The organism is Lentibacter algarum, from assembly GCF_018860975.1.
Lineage (GTDB): Bacteria > Pseudomonadota > Alphaproteobacteria > Rhodobacterales > Rhodobacteraceae > Lentibacter > Lentibacter algarum_A.
Window position 1 is genome coordinate 408,762 of sequence record NZ_JAHKQI010000008.1, and the last position, 24,545, is coordinate 433,306.

The following is a 24,545-nucleotide window of genomic DNA, read 5'->3' on the forward strand; positions in this document are numbered from 1 at the left end:
ATTAACCCCTAAAGCCAGTTGCTACAACGAATTTTTCAGAGCTATCACTGCGAGAACTCGGCGGTTTCACGTTCATAACCTTGGTGAACTTCTGCTTCAAAAGCTTTTGTAAATCGCCTTCGGCACCACCGGCCAAAACCTTGGCAACAAAGGTGCCACCGTCTTCCAGAACGTCAAATGCAAAGTATGCCGCAGCCTCGCAAAGCGAGATAATGCGCAAATGGTCGGTCTGTTTGTGGCCCGAGCTAGAGGCCGCCATGTCGCTCATCACCACATCGGCCTTACCACCAAGCCACTCTTTGACTTTGTCATCAGCGCCCTCATCCATGAAATCGAGAACATGGATCTCGGCACCTGTGAGCGAGTCGACCTCTTGCAGGTCAACACCCAGAATTGTGCCTTTCGGCCCCTTGCCCTCACCAAGCGCATTGATGCGTGGCACAGCGACTTGCAGCCAGCCACCAGGGGCACAGCCAAGGTCAACCACCCGCGCACCGGGAACCAGAAAGCCGATCTTGTCATCAAGCTCCATGATCTTGAAGGCCGCACGGCCACGATAGCCCTCGGCCTGCGCGCGTGCCACGTAAGGGTCGTTCAGCTGCCGTTGTAGCCAGCGCGTCGACGAGTTCGTTCGCCCCCGCGCTGTCTTTACCTTAACCTTCAGGTCGCGTTGCCCGCGCCCTGATGTGTTCTTACCGTCCGGTTTTTTTGCCATATCAACTCCGGCCTAATGCGGCTCGTCCTCCAAAACGCCATCGGCGCTCATTTGTGCGTATAACAGCCCCTCGCGCAAACCGCGATCAGCAACACTCAGCTTGTCTGTTGGCCAGCAGCGCATCAAGGCCTGCAAAATGGCACTACCCGACATGATCAGCGCTTGCCTGTCTTGGCCAATGCGCGGATCTTTGCGCCGTCCCTCTGGCCCAAGCACCAGATAATCCCGTATCACCTTGTCAATCTGTTCCGAACTCATGCGCAGACCATCAACTTTGGTGCGATCATAGCGCTTGAGGCCAAGGTGGCTCGCCGCAACGGTGGTCACTGTTCCCGATGTGCCCACGATCTGAAACCCCTCGCGGGATTGCTGATCTTGATAGGGCGAGAACTCCGACAGGTTTTCTTCGAAAAACCAGCTCATCAAGGCAAAGCGCGCTGCGTCATCCTCAACATCAACAAACTGGTCTTTGAGCGTCGCAACCCCAAGCGGAACCGAGATCCAGTCAACCACTTTTGCCTCGGGATACGCACTGCCTTCTCGGTTAAAGCCGCGTTTCATTTGCATGATCGAGCGCGCCCTGTCGCGCTTTGGCACGGCCGACAAGTCAATCCAAACAAGTTCGGTTGAACCTCCGCCAATGTCGACCACCAACAACTGCTCTGTCTTGCGGCTGACAAGTGGCGCACAGGATATCACCGCCAGCCTCGCCTCTTCCTCCGGCGCAATAATTTCAAGTTGCAGCCCCGTTTCGCGGCGCACTTTGGCCATGAACTCCTTGGAGTTCTCCGCACGCCGACAGGCTTCGGTTGCCACAAGCCGCATCCGTTTGACTTTGTGTCGCCGCAGCTTTTGCTGGCAGGTTTTCAGGGCTTGTATCGTGCGTTGCATCGAGCTGCGCGAGAGCTTCCCGGTGCTTTCCAGCCCGGCGCCAAGTTGCACAGATTTGGAATAGCTATCAACAACATGGAACTGACTGCCCTTGGGTTGGGCAATCAACATCCGACAGCTATTTGTGCCAAGGTCCAGCGCGGCATACAATTGCTCTGGGCTCGGCGTTTTCGGCGCGGGGCTCTCTACCGGTTTCGGGACTGCGCCCGCACCTTCGGGACGCTTGGGCGTCATCGTAACGCCCTCCATTTCAAGTTGTCTTCAACCTAGGTCGCGCTCGCCGGTTTCGCAAGAGCAAACGCGCAGCTAAGTGATTTCACTTGGTCGTTACAAGCCTGTCATCATAGAGTCATGCAACACCGCCAAAAGCCCCATACGGTTGCCGCAAGGGCAAGCAAATCTGACACTCTTCTGGAGCTTCACGAATGACTGACAAAATTGCAGATAGCCACAACCTAACCTTTGATGACTTTGACGAAGTCGTAAACCCGCGCCTGCTTGAGCCCGAGTTTGACAACATCGTTGAAGCTGCGCTTTCACGTCGCGGCTTCCTTGGTGGCGTCCTTGCGCTTGGCTCGGTTACGGCCCTTGGCGGCGGGCTTCTGCCCTCGAGCGCGCGCGCTCAAAACAGCCGTTTTGCCTTTGAAAACATTGAAATGAGCACCGCAGACACCGTTAAGCTGCCCGCTGGCTTCAAATCAGAAATCGTCGCGCGATGGGGCGATCCTATTTTCTCGGACACACCGGAGTTTGACCCCGCAACCCGTGGCACTGCCGAGACCCAAGCCCGCGCCTTTGGCGACAACACCGATGGTATGGATGTGTTCTTTCACCAAGGCCACACGCTGCTCGTGGTCAACAACGAATACACCAACCGCTCGGTGATCTGGGGCAATCAGCCCGAAAGCGGCCCCGATGAGGACGCTGTCACAAAAGGCATGATGGCGCATGGCGTCACCGTGGTCGAGATGGTTGATGGCGACGCCGGTTGGCAGATCCTCAAGGACAGCCCCTTCAACCGCCGCATCACACCGCAAACCGAGATGCTGATGACAGGCCCCGCCGCGGGCCATGAGCTGTTAAAAACCGAGGCCGACCCATCAGGCACAAAGCCGCTTGGCACATGGAACAACTGCGGCAACGGCCTCACGCCTTGGGGCACCTATCTTGCTTGTGAAGAGAACTTCAACGGTTACTTCTCGGCCGAAGACGAAGCCCACAAGGTAAATGCCGACCTCAAGCGCTACGGCATTTCGTCCAAAGACTGGGGCTACCGCTGGGCCAGCATTGATCCGCGCTTTGACGTGGCCAAAAACCCCAACGAACCAAACCGCGCTGGCTATGTCGTCGAGATCGACCCGACAGATGCCAGCTCAACCCCCAAAAAGCGCAGCGCCCTTGGCCGCTTCAAGCATGAAAATGCCGAATGCGTGGTCAACAATGACGGCAAGCTGGTGATCTACATGGGCGACGACGAGCGCGGTGAGTTCCTTTACCGCTATGTCTCGGACAACCCCTATGCACCGGGCGTCGACACCGATGATCTGATGGAAAACGGCACGCTTTACGCGGCCAAGTTCCACGACACCGGCGCTGGTGAATGGCTTGAACTGTCTGAAGACGCCACCGGAATGAGCAAAGCCGAAATTTGTGTTCATACCCGCCAAGCCGCATCAAAAGTTGGCGCAACCACGATGGACAGGCCAGAGTGGGTCGCCGCCAACCCCAACGCTGCCGAAGTTTACTGCGCGCTGACCAACAACAAAAACCGCGGTATCAAGCCCAACGCTGGCGGTGATTTCACTCCTGTAGGCGGCGTCAACCCGCGCGAGGCCAACAAATACGGCCAGATCGTGCGTTGGAAGCCAAACGGCGAAGACCACACAGCAGACGGTTTTGCATGGGATCTCTACGTAATGGCAGGCAACCCCGAGGTGCACGAAGACGCGCGCCGCGGCTCGGCCAATGTTCACGCAGGCAATATGTTCAACTCCCCCGACGGGCTGCGTTTTGACGAAAGCGGGCTGCTTTGGATCCAGACCGACGGCAAATACTCAAACGAAGGTGACTTTGCCGGACAAGGCAACAACCAGATGCTCGCGGGCGACCCCGTAACAGGAGAAATCCGCCGCTTTCTGGTTGGCCCGAATGAATGCGAAGTCACTGGGCTTTCGTGGTCACACGACCGCCGCACAATGTTTGTCGGCATCCAGCACCCCGGCGAAGACGGCAACAGCCAGTGGCCTGATGGCAACGATGTGCCGCGCTCGGCCATTATTGCTGTGCGCCGCGAAGACGGTGGCGTGGTCGGCTAATCTGTCGGCTAAACTGTCGGCTAAACCACCTCACCATTATCATGAGCAAAATGCAGGGGCGTCATTCTGGCGTCCCTGTTACTTTTCGTGGCACATTGTGGCGTCACGTCGCAGTCAAGCAACTCAGTGTCGAAAACGGGCCGCGTCAGCCTGCGTTGCTCGCGTAGACACGAGGGAAGAACAAGGTAGGGAATCAAGCTATGCCAGACGTTACAATCGTGTATTGGCGCGATATTCCGGCGCAGGTGATCGTCGGCAAAGGCCGCCGTGGCTCAAAGGCGCCGCTGCCCGAGCGCTTTGAACAAGCGATTGACCGCGCCGCCATGAAGATCGGTGCTCAGGATGGTGATGCCTATATGGCCGAGTGGCGCAAAGCTGCCCCCGTCAGCATGGAAGGCGAACCCGATGCGCTTGCCGCCTCGGAAGCCGCGCGCATCGACGCAGAGTATGACCAAGAGCGCATCAAAGCGCTAATCGCCAACGAAGGTTGGGCGTAAACGCCCATGAACATGAGGGAGGCCATCATGGCACTGCTTAATTTCCGCAAGAAAACCGTTGAGGCTCCGGCTGGCAACCCCGAGCAGCTTGAAGCCTTCCTGCAAGGTTACTCTATCGAGGTCATGCCGCGCACTGCGACAAAAGTAGAAGACTTCCGCGACATTCTCCCCGCTGGCACGCGCGTTTACATCGCCCATATCGAAGGCACGCCGATCGAGGAAATGGTCGCCACGGCCAAGCGCATCAATGCTGAAGGCTATGAGGTCATGCCGCATTTCCCGGCGCGGATCATCAAAGACGCGGCCACGCTGGAGAACTGGATCAACATGTATCAGGGCGAGGCAAATGTCTCGCAGGCGCTTTTGCTTGCAGGCGGAGTTGCCGAGCCGCACGGCGCTTTTGACAGCTCGATGCAGCTTCTGGAAACCGGCCTGTTTGGCAAGGCAGGTTTCAAGCACCTTCACGTCGCCGGACACCCAGAGGGCAACCGCGACATTGATCCAAAAGGTGGCATGAAGAACGTCGATGAAGCCCTTCAATGGAAACAGAAATTCTCTGAAACGTCTGATGCCAAGATGGCGCTGGCAACCCAGTTTGCGTTTGAGGCAGGCCCGATCATCAAATGGGTTGATAGCCTCGCTGAGGCCGGTATCGACATCCCTGTTCACATCGGCATTGCTGGCCCTGCCAAGCTGCAAACCCTGATAAAATTCGCCATCGCATGTGGCGTCGGGCCTTCGCTGAAAGTGCTGCAAAAACGCGCGCTGGATGTGACCAAGCTGTTGCTCCCTTACGAGCCTAACGAGGTGCTCGCCGAGCTGGCCGCTCACAAAGCCGCCAACCCTGAGTTCAACATCGAGAAGGTGCACTTCTTCCCGCTCGGTGGCATCAAAACCAACGCCAAATGGGCGACAGACAATGGCGGCGCTTCAGGCGTGCCTGCAAACCAAGCATAGAAAGCGCAGACATGACCAGAACAATCGTTGAATCCAAAACCAAGACCGCGATCATCGGCTTTGACCAGCCTTTCACAGTGATCGGCGAGCGCATCAACCCGACGGGCCGCAAGATCCTCAATGAGGAGCTTGAAAACGGCAACTTCAGCCGTGTCGAGGCTGACGCAATCGCCCAAGTCGCGGCCGGTGCAACCATTCTGGATATCAACTCGGGCGCAGTGTTTTCCGGCAAAATGGCCGAAGACCCGCGCTATGCTGACAACAACTTTGTTGAGCCGACACTGATGAAACAGCTGATCGAAGTCGTGCAAGGCGTGACAGACAGCCCGCTTTGCATCGACAGTTCAGTTCCCGGTGCGCTTGAGGCTGGCCTTGCCGCCGCCGAGGGCCGCCCGCTGCTCAACTCGGTGACTGGCGAGGAAGAGCGCCTTGAGCTCGTCCTGCCACTGGTGAAAAAATACAACGTGCCGGTTGTGGCAATCTCAAACGACGACACTGGCATCTCTGAAGATCCAGACGTGCGCTTTGCAGTCGCCAAAAAGATCGTGCAGCGCGCCGCTGATTTCGGCATTCCGGCGCATGACATTGTGGTTGACCCGCTGGTAATGCCGATCGGCGCGATGGGCACGGCTGGCTTGCAAGTCTTCACCCTTGTGCGCCGCCTGCGTGAAGAGCTCGGTGTAAACACCACCTGTGGCGCGTCCAACATCTCCTTTGGTCTGCCGAACCGTCACGGCATCAACAACGCCTTCCTGCCAATGGCGATCACCGCTGGCATGACCTCGGCGATCATGAACCCTGTCGCCCTCCCCATCGGCCCCAAGAAACTGGCCGAGAAGAAGGCCGAAGTCGAAGCTGCAGGCATTATCCTTCCCGAAGGCATGGATGACGAAGCCTTTGTGCAAATGTTCGGCATGGGCAGCACCAAAGCGCGCGCCGGTAAGGAAATGGAAGCCATCCGCGCTGCCAACTTCCTGACCAATAACGACGATGGCGGAGCCGACTGGATCCGCACCAACAAAGTCGCTCCGAAAGCCGGACAAGAAGGCCGCGGCCGCGCCGGACGCTCTGGCGGACGCCGCCGCAGCTAGACGCCTGCAAATCTGCTAAAACGCAACAAAAACGCCTCACCTTGTCGTGGGGCGTTTTCTTTTGTCCTGTGCTGTGTCAGCCTGAGCCAATGACAGATCTTCTAGCAGATATAGGCGGCAGCAATTGCCGCTTTGCCCTTGCCAAAGACGGAGAGCTTTTGGCCGACAGCCTCTGGCAATGCGCAACCCGCGACTATGACAGTTTCGACTTGGCCTTGGCGGCCTATCTTGCCGATCAAGCCCCTCCGAAGCGCGCCTGCATCGCCGCCGCCGGAGCCGTGCGCGACAACTGCGTTACTCTGACCAATCATGGCTGGACGATCTCTCAGAACGCCCTGCCCGACACCGAACTGACCCTGCTCAACGACCTGCAAGCAATGGGCCACGCCCTCGCCCCGCTAGGCCCGCCGAAGCAGCGCAAACTGGTGGTCAACCTCGGCACAGGCCTCAATGCTGCCGTGCTGCATATTGCCAATGGCCTGCCCTTTGTGCCCGAGAGCGAAGCGGGGCATATGCGCCTGCCGCGGCTGGCCGATCCCGCATTTCAAGCGGCGCTAGAGGCCTGCATAAGCCGCTTTGGATCCGACGCCGTTGAGGCAGCCGTTTCTGGCACTGCGCTTCCGCATCTTCACCATGCGTTGACAGGCAAGACACTGAAAGCACAGGATATTTCCGCCGATTGGTCTGCTCCCGAGTCTGAGCCAACCCGCACAATGTTGCTTAGCTTGCTTGGCCACTACATCGGCGATCTGGCTCTGGCTCACCTGCCCTATGGCGGTATCTGGCTTGCCGGAAGTCTGGGCCGCGCCATCGCGTCCGAGATCAACACCAGGGCCTTTCAAGAGAGCTTTAGCAGCCGGGGGCCCTATACCGACCTGATGCAAAACTTCGACTTTGATGTGCTCGGCGACGACAAAGCCGCCCTCAAAGGTGCGGCGCTTTACTTGCAGGCCCAAGCTGCGCGAGACTGATCAAAACCGGCAAAGCGCATCTCGCTGCCCGCGTCAATTCCGAGCGCCGCCGCCAAACCGCCGTTCACTTCCAACACCGCCAAAGCGGGCGCGCCGGAATGAACCAGAGTTTCATCATGCGGCTGCGCACGTTCATGCACGTTGATCACAATGCCCCGTGCGTCGACAAAGATCATATCAAGCTCGATCAGTGTGTTGCGCATCCAGAACGACAGCGGCACCGGCCTTTCGTAGACAAAAAGCATGCCCGCACTCTTGGGCAGGCTTTCTCGGTGCATCAAACCCTGTGCACGACTGCTGTTGTTATCAACGATCTCGACGTTAAACCGCGCTTGCCCCCAAGAGCCGCGCAGCTCGACTGTGCGTTCAGAGCACGCCGCAAACACCGGCCCACCGAGCAGCAGAAACAGCAAAACCCAAAGCAAACTGCACGGATGCCACCGTTCCAGCTGCCACTGTTTCAGTTGCCACTTGTTTAGTTGCTTGTAGCCGTTTCCCAAGAAAACACCTCTGTCGCCATGCGCCCACGCGTGCCATCAATCACCTTGATGGCAATTGCTTCACCGGGTTGCAAGTCGGCAAAGCCCGACTGGCGCAGAACTTCAATATGCACAAACACATCCGCAGGGTCGCCGTATACATTCGCAAAGCCAAAACCCTTGCCCTTGTCGAACCATTTGACGCGCGCCGGTTGCAGCACTGCATTGGCGATCAGCTCAGGGTCTATATGGGCAAAGTCTTCCAAGGCGGCAGTCGATCCGCCTGTTGACGGCTCGATAGAGAGCACCTCAACAGCCTGACGTCCGCGCTCGGTTGCCTGAGCACAAATGGTTATCTGGGTTCCATCAGCAATAGAACTCTGGCCGAAATTGCGCAGCACATTTGCATGCAACAAAATATCAGTTCCGCCGGCATCAGCGATCACAAAGCCGAACCCCTTAACGGGGTCAAACCACTTAACGCTGCCAACAACTACTTCGGTATCATCCACGATTAATGTTTACTTCCCTGTCCGTTTCTCTCCGTCCCCAAATCACTCATGGGCTGGAATGCAGATGGAATTCAAGCCAAAACTGGTAAATAATCGTATTGATATGTGTCAGATTCAGGTATTAAGGCGGCTTAAGGGTTCAGGCGGTCGACCTGCCAATGCGCATCTCTCCCTGTGCGTGTCCAGCGAAAGCGGTCATGCAGCCTAAAGGCGCCATCGGCCCAGAACTCTATCTCGACAGGCTCAAGACGGTATCCGCCCCAAAACGGCGGGCGCTTTGGCGCTGTGCCGTGCTTTGCTGTCACTTTCGCGACTTCAGTGACCAGTGCTGCACGCGATGACAAAGGCCGGGATTGCTGTGAAGCCCAAGCACCAAGACGGCTTTTAAGCGAGCGTGATGCATAGTAGGCATCCGCCTGCGGCCCGTCTTCACGGCTGATAACACCACGCACCCTGATCTGCCGTCGCAAACTCTTGTGGTGCATGACAAAGGCCGCCTTTTCAGCACTATCAAGCTCCTGCGCCTTGGCCGAGCCGTAGTTGGTGTAAAACACAAACGCCGCATCCTCGATCTCTTTGAGCAGCACCATACGCGCATTAGGCAGCCCGCTGGCATCAACCGTGCTCAGTGCAATCGCGTTGGCATCGTTGGGCTCGCTGGCTTCGGCCTCTTTCAGCCATGCCCGCGCGATATCAAAAGGATCATCACCGGCGAAGATACCGCTGCGGTCTGCATTGTTTTGGTCTGACATAGTTAATCCTTCTCTGAAGCACGCGAAGCTTGAAGCACAGTAGCCAATCGCCTAAAGACTTCACAACTAGTTATTAACGCGCGTGTGGGGAGAAGACATGTCAAATCAACTGATGGCAGGCAAGCGAGGCCTGATCATGGGGCTGGCCAACGATAAATCTATCGCTTGGGGCATTGCCAAGGCCTGCGCTGATGCCGGTGCAGAGCTGGCGTTTTCTTACCAAGGAGACGCCCTGCTCAAACGCGTGACGCCCCTTGCCGCGCAACTCGGCAGCAAACTTGTCGTGCCCTGTGATGTCGCCGACGAGGCCAGCATGGACGCGCTTTTCGCCAAGCTGAAGGACGAATGGGGCGAACTTGACTTTGTCGTGCATGCCATTGGTTTTTCTGACAAAAACGAACTCCGCGGCCGCTATGTCGAGACATCACGCGACAACTTCACCATGACAATGGACATCTCGGTGTATTCCTTTACCGCGATCATGGCGCGTGCCGAAAAGATGATGTCGGAAGGTGGCTCTGCCCTGACGCTCACCTATTACGGCGCCGAGCAGGTTATGCCGCATTACAACGTCATGGGCGTTGCCAAGGCCGCACTTGAGGCCTCGGTAAAATACCTCGCCGAAGACCTCGGCAAAGACGGCATCCGCGTTAACGCGATCTCGGCTGGCCCGATCAAAACACTGGCCGCGTCAGGCATTGGCGACTTCCGCTACATCCTCAAGTGGAACGAACTCAACTCGCCACTGCGCCGCAACGTGAACATCGACGACGTCGGCAAGTCAGCGCTTTATTTGCTCTCTGACCTTGGCTCTGGCGTCACAGGCGAAAACCTGCACGTTGACGCAGGCTACCACGTTGTCGGCATGAAGGCAGTCGATGCGCCTGATATCGACGTGGTCACAGGCCGCAAAGACTAAGCGGTGGAGCTGGCGCATCTCATAGCGTTCAACCTCGCGATACTGGCAGCACTCGCCAGTCCGGGGCCAGCTTTTCTGCTAATGCTGCGCTCGGCCATGTCCGATGGCTACAGCGGCGCGTGGCGCACAGGGCTTGGCCTCGCCACAGCCGCAACTCTCTGGACAATTCTGGCGCTCTTGGGCCTGACGGCCTTCTTTGCTGCCGTGCCTGTGGCCTATGTGACGGTCAAAGTCGCAGGCGCGCTCTATCTTTTCTGGCTGGCCATAAGCACATGGCGCAACGCCGGAGCGCCACCTGCTGTCGCCGGAGGCACGTTGCAGGGCTTTTCTCTCGGGATCATCGGCAACCTCTCCAACCCCAAAGCCGTTGTGTTTATCTCGGCGATCTTTGCAACAATCATGCCACAAGACCTAAGCCGCGATGCGCAGCTGGTGATCGTCGCAAACCACTTCCTGCTCGAAGTGGCTTTTTATAGCCTGCTGGCCTTCGGTCTCAGCAACCCGCGCATCACACGCACTTACCAAAGCGCCAAACACGCACTCGACAGGATATCTGCCGTGCTGCTCGGTGCGGTGGCCGCAAGGGTTGCCATATGACAGTCGCCGCGCTTATCGCCTTCAACCTGACGCTTCTGGCCTCAATGGCCAGCCCCGGCCCTGCCTTGCTCCTCGCTTTGAAAACAACTCTCACCTCAGGTCGTATGGCAGGCATCGTCACGGGCCTTGGCCTTGGCACAATGGCAGCAATCTGGACAGGCCTTGCCCTGCTGGGGCTTGAAGGCGTGTTCAAACTCTTCCCTTGGGCCTATATCGTGCTCAAAACCGGCGGCGCGCTCTACCTGCTCTACATCGCTTACGGCATGTGGAAAGACGCGGCCAAACCGCTGGCGCCCTCTTCTGCTGATGCGCCCAGCCTGCGGCGCGCTTTCTTTACCGGTTTTGCTGTCAATGTCGGCAACCCCAAGTCAGTGATCTTCGCCTCAGCCGTGCTCTTGGTGATCTTCCCCCAAGGCATGAGCCTAACCGAGAAAACCAGCATCGTGCTCAACCACCTGTTGGTTGAATGGTCGGTCTACACGCTCTTCGCCCTCGCCCTTTCAACTGGCCCTGCCCGCGCGGGCTACCTACGCCTTAAGCCGTGGTTTGACCGCACGGCAGCACTGGTGCTCACAGCTCTCGGCCTCCGCCTCATCTTCTCGAAATAAGGATCATTTCATGTCAGACCGCTTGCCCCACGAAAAAGGCTTCCACATCAGTTGGGATCAAATGCACCGCGACAGTCGCGCGCTGGCTTGGCGGCTTGACGGAAACGGCCCAGATAACGGCGCATGGAAAGCCGTTGTGGCAATCACCCGCGGTGGCATGGCCCCGGCTATGATCGTCGCACGTGAGCTTGATATACGCACAGTTGATACGATTTCGGTCAAATCCTATCACTCTGGCGGTGGCAAAGCCGACCAGCGCCGCGAGGCCGAAGTGCTCAAATCCCCCGACAAAGAGATGATGGGCGACGGCACAGGTATTCTGATTGTTGATGACCTTGTCGACAGCGGCAAAACCCTCGAACTGGTGCGTAATCTCTACCCGAATGCCCACTTCGCAACCGTCTACGCCAAACCGCAGGGAGAGCCGCAAGTCGACACCTTCATCACCGGTGTAAGCCAGGATACCTGGATTTTCTTCCCGTGGGATATGGCGCTGCAATATGTCGAGCCTTACCGGGGCACCGACTAAGACACACCCTCCGAACGCTCCGCGGGGGATATTTGGGCCAAGAAAAAGCGAATGAGCGCCGGGCTTCATTTTCTTGGTGAAAATATCCCCGCCGGAGGCTCCCCTTCTGTGAGTTTAGGAACAGGCCGATGAGTTTACCACGCACCTCAGCAACTTTCTTGCCGCCCGTTCAAGAGGCGCGCCGCTGGCTCGAAGGCGCCAGTTTTGCACCCGACATGCCGCTGCTCAATGTCAGCCAAGCCGCGCCAGTTGCCGCACCGCCCAAGCCAATGCGTGCCGCTATGGCCGAGGCCGTGCTCCATGACGCCGAAACCCATCTCTATGGCCCGACGCTTGGCCTGCCAGCATTGCGCGCCGAAGTTGCAAGCCAGTGGGCATTGGCCTACGCAGGCGAGATCACACCAGCGCAAGTCGCCATCACATCAGGGTGCAACCAAGCCTTCGCAGCGGCGATCAGCTCGCTGTGCGGCGAAGGAGATGAGGTTATCCTCCCAACCCCTTGGTATTTCAATCATAAAATGTGGTTGGACATGTCCGGAGTTCGAGCCGTTGCGCTGCCGACAGGCACAGGCTTGCTGCCTGATCCCGACGAAGCCAAGGCCCTGATCACACCGCGCACGCGCGCGATTGCACTGGTTAGCCCGAACAATCCGGGCGGCGTCGAGTATCCGGCATCGCTTTTGCGGGCCTTCTTTGTGCTTGCCCAAAAGCACGGCATCAAGCTGATCGTTGACGAAACCTACCGCGATTTTGACAGCAGATCAGGTGCTCCACATGACCTGTTTACCGACCCCGACTGGCCTGACACGCTCATACACCTTTACAGCTTTTCCAAGGCCTACCGCCTCACCGGACACCGCGTTGGAGCGATGATCACCTCACAAGCTCGGCTCCTGGAAGTTGAGAAGTTCCTCGACACTGTCACTATTTGCCCCAACCAACTCGGCCAGGTTGCCGCCCTTTGGGGGATGCAAAACCTCTCCCAGTGGCTTGCAGGCGAGCGCGCCGAAATTCTTGCCCGCCGCACTGCGATCGAGGCCAACTTTGCGCCGCTCAGGGCGCAGGGCTGGGAGTTGCTCGGCCTCGGGGCATACTTCGCCTATCTCAAACACCCGTTCGAGGTGCCTTCAGAGCAGTTCGCGCAGCAACTGGTGCGCTCGCAAGCGGTGCTTTGCTTGCCCGGTAGCATGTTCCGCCCGCAAGATAATGCGGCCCAAATCAACGCCGCCAACAGCGAATTGCGCATCGCCTTTGCCAATATCGACAGTGCCGAAATTGCGGTGCTGATGAAACGCTTGCAAAACGCGCATCCTTAGCCTTGCCCCTGCCCCTGCAAAGCCTTAGACAAACCCTCGCAATATAGCGATGAGGAACGAGCAATGGCGGCCAGCGGAAAAACGATGAAAGTCCTGATGTGGATCTTGATGGGCTTGCTCATCATCGGTCTTGGCGGCTTTGGTGTCGCCAACCTCGGCGGCTCTGTGCGCTCTGTCGGGCAAGTCGGTGACAAACCGATCACCACCGAAAGTTACAGCCGCGCCTTGCAGCAAACCCTCCGCACACAGCGGGCTGAAGACGGTCGCCCGCTCAGCTTTGCCGAGGCTCAGGCGCGTCAACTCGACAGACTCGCACTGGCGCAGCTCATCGCCACCCGCGCCCTTGACCACGAGACAAGCCAGCTTGGCCTTTCTGTCGGCGACGATATCCTTGCCCGCCAGATTGTTGAAACACCTGCTTTCGCGGGTATCGACGGCAAGTTTGACGCCGCGATCTACACCGATCAGCTCAACCGCCAGCGCTTGACCAAAAGGCAGTATGAGGTGTTGCTGCGCGAAGAAACCGCCCGCGGCATTCTGGAGCAAGCCGTGTTCAGCGACATTCCGGTGTCTGAAACCTACACGCAGGCGATTGTCGAGTTTATCGGCGCGCGGCGTAGTTTTACATGGGCTTTTGTTGACGAAACCATGCTCGACGAAGCACTGCCAGCGCTTGATGACGAAGCGCTCAAAGCCTTCCATGAAGCCAACCCGGGCCGCTACACCAACCCTGCGAGTAAAGAGATCAGCTACGTGCTGCTCACGCCCGAAATGCTGATCGACGAGATCGAAGTTGATGAAACCGCCCTGCGCACGCTGTATGACGAGCGCTCCGCCGAGTTCAACCAAGCCGAGCGCCGCCTTGTGGAGCGTCTGGTTTACAACGACGAGACAACCGCCCAGCAAGCCGCCGATGCGCTGAAGGCCGCAACAACCAGCTTTGAAAACCTCGTGCAAGAGCGCGGCCTTGAGCTGTCAGATGTCGATATGGGCGATGTAACAGCCGAAGCACTGGGCGCGTCCGGCGAGGCTGTTTTCGCCGCTGCGTCGGGCGACATTGTCGGCCCCTTGCCGACTGATCTCGGGCCGGCGCTGTTTCGTATCAACGGCGTGCTTGCTGCACAAACCACCAGCTTTGAAGAGGCCTCCGCCGAGCTGCGTGACGAACTCGCACAAGACCGCGTGCGCCGTGTTATCGACGGGCGCATCGACACCATCGAAGATCTGCTTGCAGGCGGTGCCACGCTTGAAGACATCGACGCCGAAACCGACATGCAGCTTGGCAAAATCAGCTGGCACGAGATGGCTATAGACGGGCCGACAGGCTACGCCGCCTTCCGCGCTGCGGCCGCGGCTGTCACGCTTGAGGACTTCCCCGAGTTGATCACCCTCGAAGACGGTGGCTTGCTGGCCTTGCGCCTTGACGGTGAAACCGACGCCGCCCTACGCCCGTTTGCTGAGGTGCGTGCCGATGTTGTTGAAGACGCAACATCTGATGCACTGACCAAAGCTTTGTCGGCAAAAGCCGGTGCGCTGCGTTTGCAAACACGTATCGACACCGACTTTGCCAGCCTTGGGCTCACACCACGCGTTGAAGAGCAACTGACACGCGCAACCATGATCCCAGATGCACCCGCGCCGCTGATCATCGAGGCATTCGCTATGGAAAAACCCGGTGATGTGGCGGTTGTCACCTCGCAAAACAAGGTCGCCCTGCTGCGCCTAGATGCCATCGACGCACCCGACGAAACCGACGAAAACCTCGCCACAACCCGCCTGCTGCTTGACCAGCAACTGCAAAGCGACTTGGGGCAGGATGTGTTTCAGATGTTTGTGACCGATATCCAGACCCGCACCCCGACAACCATTGATCAAAACGCGGTCAACGCCGTCAACTCGCAGTTTCAGTAAGCTGCACAGAATACGGAGCTTCTCATGGAGCTGATCCCAAATTTTGACGCATTTGAAGCCGGTTTTAACGCTGGCCAGAACCAGCTTGTATACACGCGTTTGGCGGCCGATCTGGACACACCTGTCTCCCTAATGCTCAAGCTTACAGGCGCCGCTAAAAACGCCTTCATGCTTGAGTCCGTTACAGGCGGTGAGGTGCGCGGGCGCTATTCGATCATCGGTATGAAACCTGATCTGGTCTGGGAATGTCACGGAACGGAAAGCCGCCTCAACCGTCAAGCCCGCTTTGATGAAAACGCCTTCGAGCCTCAGAAAGGTGACCCACTCACCAACCTGCGCGCTCTTCTCGCTGAAAGCCGTGTTGATATCCCTGATGACTTGCCGGCTGGCTCGGCGGGGCTGTTTGGCTACCTCGGATATGACATGATCCGCCTCGTTGAGCACCTTCCCGACACGCCGCCAGATGTGCTCGGCCTGCCTGATGCGGTGATGATGCGGCCAACAGTTGTGGCCGTGCTTGATGGTGTCAAAGGCGAAGTCACGGTTGTCTCTCCGGCCTGGGTTGGCAGCGGCCAAACAGCCCGTGCAGCCTATGCACAAGCCGCCGAGCGGGTGATGGACGCTGTGCGCGACCTTGAGCGCGCCCTGCCACATGAGGCTCTCAATCTTGGCGAGGCCGAAGAACATTCCGAACCCGTCAGCAACTTCACCCGCGAGGGCTACAAGGCCGCGGTGCAAACCGCCAAAGACTACATTCGCAAGGGCGACATCTTTCAGGTCGTGCCAAGCCAACGCTGGGCGCAACCCTTCCGGCAGCCGCCCTTTGCGCTCTACCGCAGCTTGCGCCGCACAAATCCCTCGCCCTTCATGTTCTTCTTCAACTTCGGCGGTTTTCAAGTGGTTGGCGCTTCCCCCGAAATTCTGGTGCGGGTGTTTGGCAACGAAGTCACCATTCGGCCGATCGCGGGCACGCGGCCGCGCGGCGCAACGCCGGAAGAAGACAAGGCGCTTGAGCTTGACTTGCTGGCCGACGAAAAAGAACTTGCCGAGCACCTGATGCTGCTCGATCTTGGGCGCAACGACACCGCCAAAGTCAGCAAGGTCGGCACCGTAAAGCCCACCGAAGAGTTTATCATCGAGCGCTACAGCCATGTGATGCACATCGTTTCTAACGTGGTTGGCGAGCTGTCCGACGATCAGGACGCCCTCTCGGCGCTGCTTTCCGGCCTACCAGCAGGCACTGTCTCCGGCGCGCCAAAAGTCCGCGCGATGGAGATCATCGACGAGCTTGAGCCAGAAAAACGCGGCGTCTACGGCGGCGGTGTTGGCTATTTCTCGGCCGGTGGTGACATGGATGTTTGCATCGCGCTACGCACCGCGGTGCTAAAAGACGAGACGCTCTACATCCAGGCCGGTGGCGGCGTTGTCTATGACAGCGATCCCGAAGCCGAGTATATGGAAACCGTCCACAAGTCAGGCGCCCTTAACCGCGCCGCCGCTGACGCGGCCCGCTTTACAGGCAACGGCAATGGCTAGGCACCAAGTTTCTTCAAAGGAATATGCCAGGAAGACGCGTGTTTTCTTGTCCGCCCGGTCGCCTGCGTGCTGCTCATGCAAAAGCTGATCCTCTTCAACAAGCCCTTCGGTGTGCTCTCGCAGTTCACCGATAAAGGCACTGAAGGCAGCGAGCGCGAAACCCTTTCAAGCTACATCACCGACAAGGGCTTCTACCCCGCCGGACGGCTTGACCGCGACAGCGAAGGGCTTTTGCTGCTCACGGACAACGGCAAACTGCAAGCCCAGATCAGCAATCCGAAGTTCAAAATGGCCAAAACCTACCTTGCGCAGGTTGAAGGCCGCCCGAGTTACCAAGCCATTGCCGAGCTCGCCCGCGGGGTGACGCTCAAAGACGGCCTCACCCGCCCTGCTCAAGCGCGCATCGTGCCGGAGCCAACATGGCTCTGGCCACGCAATCCGCCGATACGGGTGCGCAAAGATATCCCTGACACTTGGATCGAGTTGACAATCTCTGAAGGCAAGAACCGCCAAGTCCGCCGCATGACGGCCCACATCGGCCACCCGACCCTGCGCCTGATCCGCACCCAGATCGGCGACTGGCGGCTCGGCGAACTGGCCCAAGGCGCAAACCGCAAGATCAATGTCATGGCATTTCACAGCCGCAACGCACGTTAGTTAACGGCGAGCCTCAAGGTTTTTCACGGTGCGGCTCACGGCCTCTATGCTCCGGTCGAAGAAGCCATCAAGAAGTTTATCCAATTGGGCCTTCAAGCCCTCTCTATCGACTTTCGCCAATGTCCAGCGTTGATCCTTCTTTTCGTCAGTGAACTCCCCCCAATCTGAAAAGCCTTGAACATTCCAGCGCGAAAAATAGTGCATTTCAAGCAGGCCCGGCACGAAGCATAGCTCAAGTTCACACCGCCTCAAAATTTCAAACTTAGGGGTCAGATGAAAGACTTGATGCACCTTAGCGAGCGGTGTTCTGAGCTCAAATCTATAGACCTCTTCATAGTCGAGACCATACATCATGTCGTGGATAGCCGAGGCCGCAGCAATCATTCCTCTTCGTTTCTTCTGCTCAACGCGCTCGTGCGAGGCATCTACAAAGTCATCCCACTGTGGCAAGCGCTGATAGGTCTCAACCAGCTGCTTTTCATTGCTCAGGTGGTAGTAGCCATCATGTGATGTTGTCGAATACTCAAAATAGTCAGGCAAGTCTGCGTGTGCATTAAAGCGCGCTTCAATCAGAAGCGCTATCTGCTCAAGGGTGCTGGTTACGTCATCCTTGGAAAGTATGTTTTTGGTCGCGGCTTCCAGTATCGCTGTCGGGTTTGGCGCGGCAAGAGCAGGTTCTTGCGAAGTAACAGCCTCCCCCTCTGAGGGTTCAACAATTTCATACTTACTGCGGATCACATCCAACTTTGAAACGTCATCACAAAACTCAACGAACAGATCTCCCTGATGTTTGGAATGCGGCGCAAGGCGAGAGTTTGACACCAGATCTTTCAGCTTTCGTGAAATATCGCCGTAGTCAACTGCCCCCTCGCTTTTTGCGTAACAGGCCGCTTCGATGAAATGGTCGGTATATGGGCTTAGCTCAATCCCAGACGGAGTTGTCGAATCCTCCCAACTCGACGAAAACTCGATCAACTTTTCTAGCGGCCTTTGCGAAGGCCCGGCTTCGCCCTTTACCCAACCATAGCCGGAGAAGCAGGCATCTTGAATGACGATAGTTTGCTCTGCCCCGATATGCCGTAACACGTCATACAGATCACTGTTCGCGACACCTGTCGAGTTCGGGTTTTGCGTGTCAAAGCCTGATGCAACCCAGACCAATTCGTCCTCGCCACGAAACCCGTGTCCGGAAAAGTACACCAGCAGCTCTTCAAGTGGGTCTGACTTACTTTGAAGGGATTTGAGCTTGTCGAGAATATCTGTTGCGCTTGCGTCAACCAGCCTCTCGATCTCGCCAAAACGGTTAGCGGCTTTCAGCAAATCATACATCGCGTCAACATCATTGGCGCAGGCAGGCAATTGGTCAAAGCTCTTGGAACCTGCGTCTGTGATGCCAACAAGCAGTGCTTTTCTTACAATACTCATTGCTTGCCTCTTTCAATTTGCTGCAAATATTTAAAAACATACAGTTAACAACACAATACCACCGCACGCTGCGTTGATTAATTTCTGTTAACTAACCTCACGCAAAAACTGTGCATACGCATTATGCACTGCGGTATGCACTGAAATATGCACCCGTTGTGCAGGCGTTTTGGCGGAAAATGTTACAGCGTTAACCTTGGTTAATTCTGCGCCTTCATGATCTGGCTGATAGGTGCAAGTTGCAGCTGGTCAGAGCGGTCTTGCAGCCCCCAAAGCAGTAGCGCTGATATCGTATCGCCGCGCAGTCGCCCGACCATAACAACCCCGCCCTCGGAACCCGCTTTCAGTGCTGCGTGGCTGAGAAACCGCTTGATCGAACTGGCGTTCTGCCCCTTGCTGTCAAAGTCGCGAAACACGGTTGCCGTCGGCACGCCTTCTTTCGCGGCAAGCTTGCTGGCGGTGTTCAGCCCTTTGGGGAACAACAGCAGTCCGTGGCCGGAATTTGCAAGGTATTCAGACACTTGCCCTGAAACATCCCGGCTTTCTTGCAAGCCCGCATCCGGTGTTTCCATGACCCCAACAGCCTCTGGCACGGTGTCAAGCAGCACTGGCATCGCCACTTCAACATCGCTTGCGCGCGCGCCTCTGGGCAGGTCGATCATCGCCAGAACTTCAAAGCCCGCCGCGCGGTAAACTGCCATCGCATCCTTGGCCCCTTTCCACGACGTATCGACAGCAAAACTCAGCGGGTAGGGAAAGGTTGTAAGCGCCTCAACCCCGATATTGCTGGTGCCATCGTCGATCAGAACAATTGCCATCTTGGGCTTGCCCTCTGCGGGCTCAAAGTCAGCTGCGAAACGTTGTAGTGGCTTGGCACCATCATCTGTTTCAGCGGCAGAAACTTCAGCATTATCAGCCGGTTGCCCAGAAGAGCTTTGCACCGAAGGCAGACGGGTTGAAACACTTGACCCAAGCGTTTTCGCCGGTGTGCCTATGCTCGTTCCTGCCGGTTTCGGTGCCACGACCGAGGCAGTTTGTTCGCTCTGAGGTTCCTCGGGTTCAACGGCAAGCGTGATTTCTTCACGCGCCTCATCAGGCAGTGGTTCAGTTTGCGGTTCAGCTTGTGGTTCAGTTTGCGGTTCTACTTCCGCCTCAGCCGTCGCGACTGTCTCGGCTTCGGCTGGTTCCTCGCTGGGTGTTGCGGCTTCAGTTTCAACCGCAACAGCCTCTTCGCTGTCAGGCGCGTTCATGCCGTCAACCGCTGCCGTTACAGGCGCATCAGTGCTTTGTGATATCTCTGGTTGTGCTGTTTCTTCAGGGGCTTGCGCGGCTTCTTGCGCCTCGCCGGTGCTCACATCTGGCGCTGGCGCCGAGGCGGTTTCATCGGGGCTTACCGCAATAGCGCTGTCAGCATCTGGTGCTTCAACAACAGGGGCTTCAGTAATATCCGGGGCCGGTTCAGCACTGGTGACATCAGCGCTTTGCGTGGCGCTTTGCGGAGCGTCGGCGCTGCTTGGCGAGGCTTGCGATTCCACGACAGGCTGCGACGCATCAGCACCAACCTGCGGCGGCCCGACCGCGAGCGACAACGCGCCCACCCCGACTGTCGCCGTCACTGTTCCCAATATCACACCGCTCAGAATTCCGCGCGCCATGTTGCCACCTATCATTAATCTGCCCACTCAAGGCCCCTCGCCCCTTGACGGTGCGGGTGAACCCTGCCCATGTATACCGCGACCTTGGGCTAAGCCAACAGCCCTTTCCTAAAGAGAATGGCAAGATGCTGCTACTGATAGATAATTACGACAGTTTCACCTACAATCTGGTGCATTATCTGGGGGAACTCGGCGCTGACGTGCTGGTGAAACGCAACGACGCGTTAGATGTGCAGGAAGCGATGGCCCTCAACCCCTCGTCGATCCTGTTGTCTCCTGGCCCCTGTGACCCTGATCAAGCCGGTATTTGCCTTGCATTGGTCGAGGCCGCCGCCGAAACACGCACGCCGCTTATTGGCGTTTGCCTCGGTCACCAAGCCATCGGTCAGGCTTTTGGCGGACGTGTGGTGCAACATTCCGAGATCGTGCATGGCAAATTGGGCAACATGCAACACACCGGCAAGGGCCTGTTCGCAGGTCTGCCCTCGCCGCTCAAGGCGACGCGCTATCACTCGCTGGTGGTCGAACGCGACAGCCTGCCTGACTGCCTTGAGGTGACAGCCGAGCTCGATGATGGCACCATTATGGGCCTACAACACCGTGAACTGCCGATCCACGGAGTGCAGTTTCACCCCGAATCCATCCGCTCCGAACACGGCCACGCGATGCTGCAAAACTTTCTTAACACTATCCCTGATACCCTGAAGGAGCCCGCATGAGTGCCACGCTCAAACCGATCCTCGCCGCCGCTGCCGAGCGTGCATTAACACCTGAAGAAGCGACAAGTGCATTCACCATCCTGTTTGACGGGGAAGCAACACCCGCCCAGATCGGCGGCTTGTTGATGGCGCTGCGCACGCGCGGCGAAACGGTTGAAGAATACACCGCCGCCGCCGCGGTGATGCGCGCCAAATGCCATGCAGTAAAGGCACCATCGGGCGCGATGGATATCGTCGGCACGGGCGGTGACGGTAAAGGCACGCTCAACATTTCAACCGCAACTGCCTTTGTTGTCGCCGGAGCCGGCGTGCCCGTGGCCAAGCATGGCAACCGCAACCTAAGCTCTAAATCAGGCGCAGCTGATGCGTTGGCTGAACTGGGTATCAACGTGATGATCGACGCGCAAGCTGTTGAAAAGGCATTGGAAAAAACTGGGATATGCTTTATGATGGCCCCCATGCACCACCCGGCGATGGCGCATGTCGGCCCCGTGCGCAGCGAGCTTGGAACCCGCACAATCTTCAATATCCTCGGCCCGCTGACAAACCCCGCTGCTGTTAAACGCCAGCTCACAGGTGCTTTCAGCCGTGAGCTGATCCGCCCGATGGCCGAAACGCTGGGCAAACTAGGGTCCGAACGCGCATGGCTTGTGCATGGCTCGGACGGAACAGATGAACTGGCGATTTCCGGCATCAGCTGGGTCGCCGAACTCAACACCGATGGCTCAGTCTCAGAGCGCGAGGTGCACCCAGAAGAAGCCGGCCTGCCCGAGCATCCGTTTGCTGATATCGTCGGCGGAACCCCCTCTCAAAACGCGGCGGCGTTCCGGGCATTGCTAGGCGGCGAAAGCTCTGCCTACCGCGACGCAGTCTTGCTAAACTCCGCGGCAGCTCTTTACGTGGCTGACAAAACCGATACCTTAAAGGAAGGGGTCGAGATCGCTGCCGAAAGTATCGACAGCGGTGCGGCCAAAGCCAAAATCACTGCCCTGGCGGCAATCACACAAGAGGCCAGAACATGAGCCCAACCATTCTTGAGAAGATCAAAGCCTATAAACTTGACGAAATCGCCGCCGACAAGGCGGCCCGACCGCTTGAAAGCATCGAGGCAGATGCCCGCGCCGCTGGCCCTGTGCGGCCCTTTGCCGACGCGCTTCATGACGCCTCCCGCGAGGGCTACGGCTTGATCGCAGAGATCAAAAAAGCAAGCCCTTCCAAAGGTTTGATTCGTGAGGACTTTGACCCGGCTGTGCTTGCCAAAGCATATGAAGACGGCGGCGCCACCTGCCTTTCGGTGCTGACAGACACGCCGAGTTTTCAGGGCGCAAACGAGTTTTTGGTTGAAGCCCGTGCCGCCTGTGAGTTGCCGGTTTTGCGCAAGGATTTCATGTATGACACCTATCAGGTCGCTCAGGCACGTGCTTTGGGCGCTGACTGTATCCTGATCATCATGGCTTCGGTCTCTGACGCGCAGGCAAAAGAGCTGGAAGATGCGGCATCAAGCTTTGGCATGGATGCTCTGATCGAAGTTCACAACACCGAGGAACTTGAGCGCACCGATCACCTCACCTCACGCCTTCTGGGGATCAACAACCGTGATCTCAACACGTTCGAAACCTCGCTCGACACCACGCGAACCCTGTCAAAGCTGGTGCCTGTTGACAAAATGCTGGTGTCAGAAAGCGGATTGAACAGCCCCGAAGATCTGGCAGATATCGCGCGCTATGGAGCGCGCTGCTTTTTGATTGGTGAGAGCCTGATGCGGCAAGATGATGTTACAGCCGCAACACGAACTTTGCTCGCTAACCCGATGAATGCAGGCGGATTTTAGCATGCCCGAACTGACGCACTTTGACGCGGCAGGCAATGCGCAAATGGTTGACGTATCCGAGAAACCGAGCACTGCGCGTATCGCTATGGCGCATGGCTTTGTGCGTATGAACGCCGAAACACTGGCGATGATCACCGAGAACCGCGCGAAAAAGGGCGATGTCTTGGCCGTTGCTCAACTTGCAGGGATCATGGGGGCAAAAGAAACGTCCAGCCTCATTCCTTTGTGTCATCCTCTGGCGATCAGCAAAGTAACAGTTGATCTTTCCCCCGACGTAAACTTGCCCGGAGTTCGTATTGAAGCCACCGTCAAAACCACGGGTCAGACCGGAGTCGAAATGGAGGCGCTTACAGCCGCTTCCATTGCCGGATTGACGGTGTATGATATGGTGAAAGCCGTTGATAAGACGATGGAAATCGGCGGTGTTAAGGTTACGCTCAAAGACGGCGGCAAGTCAGGTCGCTTTGAAGCCGAATGATCACAGTTAACGACGCACTCACCGAGCTTTTTGCCCTCGCTCCTGCGCCGGAGGTCGAGTATGTGCCGCTCGCGCTTGCCGCGGGACGCAGCTTGCTAAAACCGGTGTATGCAAGGTTAACGCAGCCCCCGTTTGATGCCTCCTCGATGGATGGCTACGCGATCAAGCGCATTGAGGCAGACTTGCATGCGCAGTTCAAAGTGGTCGGAGAATCTGCTGCCGGCCACGGCTTTGAAGGCGTGCTCGGCGCCGGACAAGCGGTGCGGATTTTCACCGGCGCACCCTTGCCCCAAGGCGCCGATCTTGTTGTTATTCAAGAAGAAGTCGAGCTCCGGGGTAAAGTCATCACCTTGCTTGAAGAGCAATCGGGCAAATCAAACATTCGCCCTGCCGGGCAGGACTTTGCTAAAGGAGACGAGATCTCTGCGCCGCGCAGGCTCGGCCCCAATGACATTGCGCTGTTGGCCTCGATGAACATTGCCGAGGTGCCTGTTGCGCGCAAACCAGTGGTGGCGCTCATCTCGACGGGTGATGAGCTGGTGATGCCCGGAGAAACACCTAAAGCAGGGCAAATCATCGCCTCAAACACCTACGGGCTGAAGGCCTTGCTTGAAGCAAACGGCGCGCAGGTGCGGGTTCTGCCAATCGCGCGCGACACGCCTTCAAGCCTGCAAACAGTGTTCGGGCTGGCGCAAGACGCCGACATTATCGTGACCATCGGCGGAGCGTCTGTGGGCGATCATGACTTGGTCGGCGCAGTTGCGGCCGAGCTTGGGCTCGAGCGAAGCTTCTACAAAGTCGCCATGCGGCCTGGCAAACCGCTTATGGCTGGAAAACTTGGGAACTCCGTGATGATCGGGCTGCCAGGAAACCCCGTCTCAGCAATGGTTTGCGGGCATGTCTTCTTGCTGCCGATGCTGCGTGCCAGCCTTGGGTTTGCGCCACAAGCCGCTGTCCTGCACAGCGCAGCACTTGCAGGCCCGCTGCAAGCCAACGGCCCACGCGAACACTACATGCGAGCGCAAGTGTCTGAGGGCACCATTGCCCCGCATCCCCGTCAGGATAGCGCGCTTTTAAGCGTGTTAAACCAGACCAACGCCCTACTCGTGCGCCCGCCAAACGCCTCCGCACTAAAGGCCGGCGACATGGTTAATTACATTCTACTTTAAGCATTCCTTCATTTA

Annotated in this window: 25 protein-coding genes; 18 read left to right on the forward strand and 7 right to left on the reverse strand. The window is 57.6% G+C overall.

All coding sequences use genetic code 11. The features are described 5' to 3' along the window. Nucleotide 1: 1 nt before the first annotated feature. Both KO498_RS11400 and KO498_RS11405 read right to left on the reverse strand, forming a co-directional pair. A complete protein-coding gene (locus KO498_RS11400) occupies nt 2-715 on the reverse strand; it encodes an RlmE family RNA methyltransferase (RefSeq protein ID WP_215960017.1) in 714 nt (237 codons plus the stop codon). Nucleotides 716-727: 12 nt separating this feature from the next. Further along, nucleotides 728-1,840 (reverse strand): Ppx/GppA phosphatase family protein, encoded by a 1,113-nt coding sequence (locus tag KO498_RS11405; protein ID WP_215960018.1) that lies wholly within the window; start codon nt 1,838-1,840, stop codon nt 728-730. 191 nt (nt 1,841-2,031) lie between these two features. Here KO498_RS11405 and KO498_RS11410 point away from each other — a divergent pair, with 191 nt between their 5' ends. From KO498_RS11410 to KO498_RS11430, 5 genes are all read left to right on the forward strand, one after another. Beyond that, nucleotides 2,032-3,921, forward strand: a complete 1,890-nt coding sequence (locus tag KO498_RS11410; RefSeq protein ID WP_215960019.1) for a PhoX family protein — start codon at nt 2,032-2,034, stop codon at nt 3,919-3,921. Nucleotides 3,922-4,121: 200 nt separating this feature from the next. Next, the gene (locus KO498_RS11415; protein WP_215960020.1) at nt 4,122-4,418 is read left to right on the forward strand and encodes a virulence factor; all 297 of its coding nucleotides are present in this window, start codon (nt 4,122-4,124) and stop codon (nt 4,416-4,418) included. A gap of 27 nt (nt 4,419-4,445) precedes the next feature. Next, nucleotides 4,446-5,375: a methylenetetrahydrofolate reductase gene (locus KO498_RS11420; protein WP_215960021.1), complete on the forward strand. Its 930-nt coding sequence runs from the start codon at nt 4,446-4,448 to the stop codon at nt 5,373-5,375. Between the two features lie 11 nt (nt 5,376-5,386). Then, nucleotides 5,387-6,466 (forward strand): dihydropteroate synthase, encoded by a 1,080-nt coding sequence (locus tag KO498_RS11425; protein WP_215960022.1) that lies wholly within the window; start codon nt 5,387-5,389, stop codon nt 6,464-6,466. An 89-nt stretch (nt 6,467-6,555) separates the two neighbouring features. Continuing rightward, complete coding sequence (locus KO498_RS11430) at nt 6,556-7,437, forward strand: glucokinase (protein ID WP_215960023.1); 882 nt, start codon at nt 6,556-6,558, stop codon at nt 7,435-7,437. Here KO498_RS11430 and KO498_RS11435 read toward each other — a convergent pair. From KO498_RS11435 to pdxH, 3 genes are all read right to left on the reverse strand, one after another. After that, on the reverse strand, nt 7,407-7,862 hold the full coding sequence (locus KO498_RS11435; protein WP_252731391.1) for a DUF192 domain-containing protein: 456 nt from the start codon (nt 7,860-7,862) through the stop codon (nt 7,407-7,409). The genes KO498_RS11430 and KO498_RS11435 overlap by 31 nt on opposite strands. Nucleotides 7,863-7,912: 50 nt before the next feature. Then, nucleotides 7,913-8,428, reverse strand: coding sequence for a cold-shock protein (locus KO498_RS11440; protein WP_436835930.1), 516 nt, complete (start codon nt 8,426-8,428; stop codon nt 7,913-7,915). 131 nt (nt 8,429-8,559) lie between these two features. Then, nucleotides 8,560-9,180, reverse strand: a complete 621-nt coding sequence (pdxH, locus tag KO498_RS11445; protein WP_215960024.1) for a pyridoxamine 5'-phosphate oxidase — start codon at nt 9,178-9,180, stop codon at nt 8,560-8,562. A gap of 97 nt (nt 9,181-9,277) precedes the next feature. Here pdxH and fabI point away from each other — a divergent pair, with 97 nt between their 5' ends. The 8 genes from fabI to KO498_RS11485 all read left to right on the forward strand — a co-directional run bounded on the left by fabI (nt 9,278) and on the right by KO498_RS11485 (nt 17,253). Next, nucleotides 9,278-10,099: an enoyl-ACP reductase FabI gene (fabI, locus tag KO498_RS11450; RefSeq protein ID WP_215960025.1), complete on the forward strand. Its 822-nt coding sequence runs from the start codon at nt 9,278-9,280 to the stop codon at nt 10,097-10,099. A gap of 3 nt (nt 10,100-10,102) precedes the next feature. After that, the gene (locus tag KO498_RS11455; protein WP_215960026.1) at nt 10,103-10,696 is read left to right on the forward strand and encodes a LysE family translocator; all 594 of its coding nucleotides are present in this window, start codon (nt 10,103-10,105) and stop codon (nt 10,694-10,696) included. Next, a complete protein-coding gene (locus KO498_RS11460) occupies nt 10,693-11,304 on the forward strand; it encodes a LysE family translocator (RefSeq protein WP_215960027.1) in 612 nt (203 codons plus the stop codon). Before KO498_RS11455 ends, KO498_RS11460 begins: the two co-directional genes overlap by 4 nt. Before the next feature lie 10 nt (nt 11,305-11,314). After that, nucleotides 11,315-11,833, forward strand: coding sequence for a xanthine phosphoribosyltransferase (gene gpt / locus KO498_RS11465; protein ID WP_215960028.1), 519 nt, complete (start codon nt 11,315-11,317; stop codon nt 11,831-11,833). Between the two features lie 128 nt (nt 11,834-11,961). Beyond that, entirely contained in the window at nt 11,962-13,149 is a 1,188-nt protein-coding gene (locus tag KO498_RS11470; RefSeq protein WP_215960029.1) for an aminotransferase, read from the forward strand. Between the two features lie 63 nt (nt 13,150-13,212). Continuing rightward, nucleotides 13,213-15,060 (forward strand): SurA N-terminal domain-containing protein, encoded by a 1,848-nt coding sequence (locus KO498_RS11475; RefSeq protein ID WP_215960030.1) that lies wholly within the window; start codon nt 13,213-13,215, stop codon nt 15,058-15,060. 24 nt (nt 15,061-15,084) lie between these two features. Further along, nucleotides 15,085-16,596, forward strand: a complete 1,512-nt coding sequence (gene trpE, locus KO498_RS11480; protein ID WP_215960031.1) for an anthranilate synthase component I — start codon at nt 15,085-15,087, stop codon at nt 16,594-16,596. Between the two features lie 75 nt (nt 16,597-16,671). After that, nucleotides 16,672-17,253, forward strand: coding sequence for a pseudouridine synthase (locus KO498_RS11485; protein WP_215960032.1), 582 nt, complete (start codon nt 16,672-16,674; stop codon nt 17,251-17,253). Here the strand turns inward: KO498_RS11485 and KO498_RS11490 are convergent, their stop codons facing one another. Beyond that, on the reverse strand, nt 17,254-18,678 hold the full coding sequence (locus tag KO498_RS11490) for a caspase family protein (RefSeq protein ID WP_215960033.1): 1,425 nt from the start codon (nt 18,676-18,678) through the stop codon (nt 17,254-17,256). A 200-nt stretch (nt 18,679-18,878) separates the two neighbouring features. Next, a complete protein-coding gene (locus KO498_RS11495; RefSeq protein WP_215960034.1) occupies nt 18,879-20,333 on the reverse strand; it encodes a divergent polysaccharide deacetylase family protein in 1,455 nt (484 codons plus the stop codon). Between the two features lie 125 nt (nt 20,334-20,458). Here KO498_RS11495 and KO498_RS11500 point away from each other — a divergent pair, with 125 nt between their 5' ends. Genes KO498_RS11500 through KO498_RS11520 form a run of 5 tightly spaced genes read left to right on the forward strand, consistent with a single transcriptional unit; the run spans nt 20,459 to nt 24,530 of the window. Further along, on the forward strand, nt 20,459-21,052 hold the full coding sequence (locus KO498_RS11500; RefSeq protein WP_215960035.1) for an anthranilate synthase component II: 594 nt from the start codon (nt 20,459-20,461) through the stop codon (nt 21,050-21,052). Next, on the forward strand, nt 21,049-22,074 hold the full coding sequence (gene trpD, locus KO498_RS11505) for an anthranilate phosphoribosyltransferase (RefSeq protein WP_215960036.1): 1,026 nt from the start codon (nt 21,049-21,051) through the stop codon (nt 22,072-22,074). The genes KO498_RS11500 and trpD overlap by 4 nt, the downstream gene beginning before the upstream one ends. Then, nucleotides 22,071-22,883: an indole-3-glycerol phosphate synthase TrpC gene (gene trpC, locus KO498_RS11510; protein ID WP_215960037.1), complete on the forward strand. Its 813-nt coding sequence runs from the start codon at nt 22,071-22,073 to the stop codon at nt 22,881-22,883. Before trpD ends, trpC begins: the two co-directional genes overlap by 4 nt. Before the next feature lies 1 nt (nt 22,884). After that, nucleotides 22,885-23,361: a cyclic pyranopterin monophosphate synthase MoaC gene (moaC, locus tag KO498_RS11515; RefSeq protein ID WP_215960038.1), complete on the forward strand. Its 477-nt coding sequence runs from the start codon at nt 22,885-22,887 to the stop codon at nt 23,359-23,361. Then, complete coding sequence (locus tag KO498_RS11520; RefSeq protein ID WP_215960039.1) at nt 23,358-24,530, forward strand: molybdopterin molybdotransferase MoeA; 1,173 nt, start codon at nt 23,358-23,360, stop codon at nt 24,528-24,530. Before moaC ends, KO498_RS11520 begins: the two co-directional genes overlap by 4 nt. Nucleotides 24,531-24,545 lie beyond the last annotated feature (15 nt).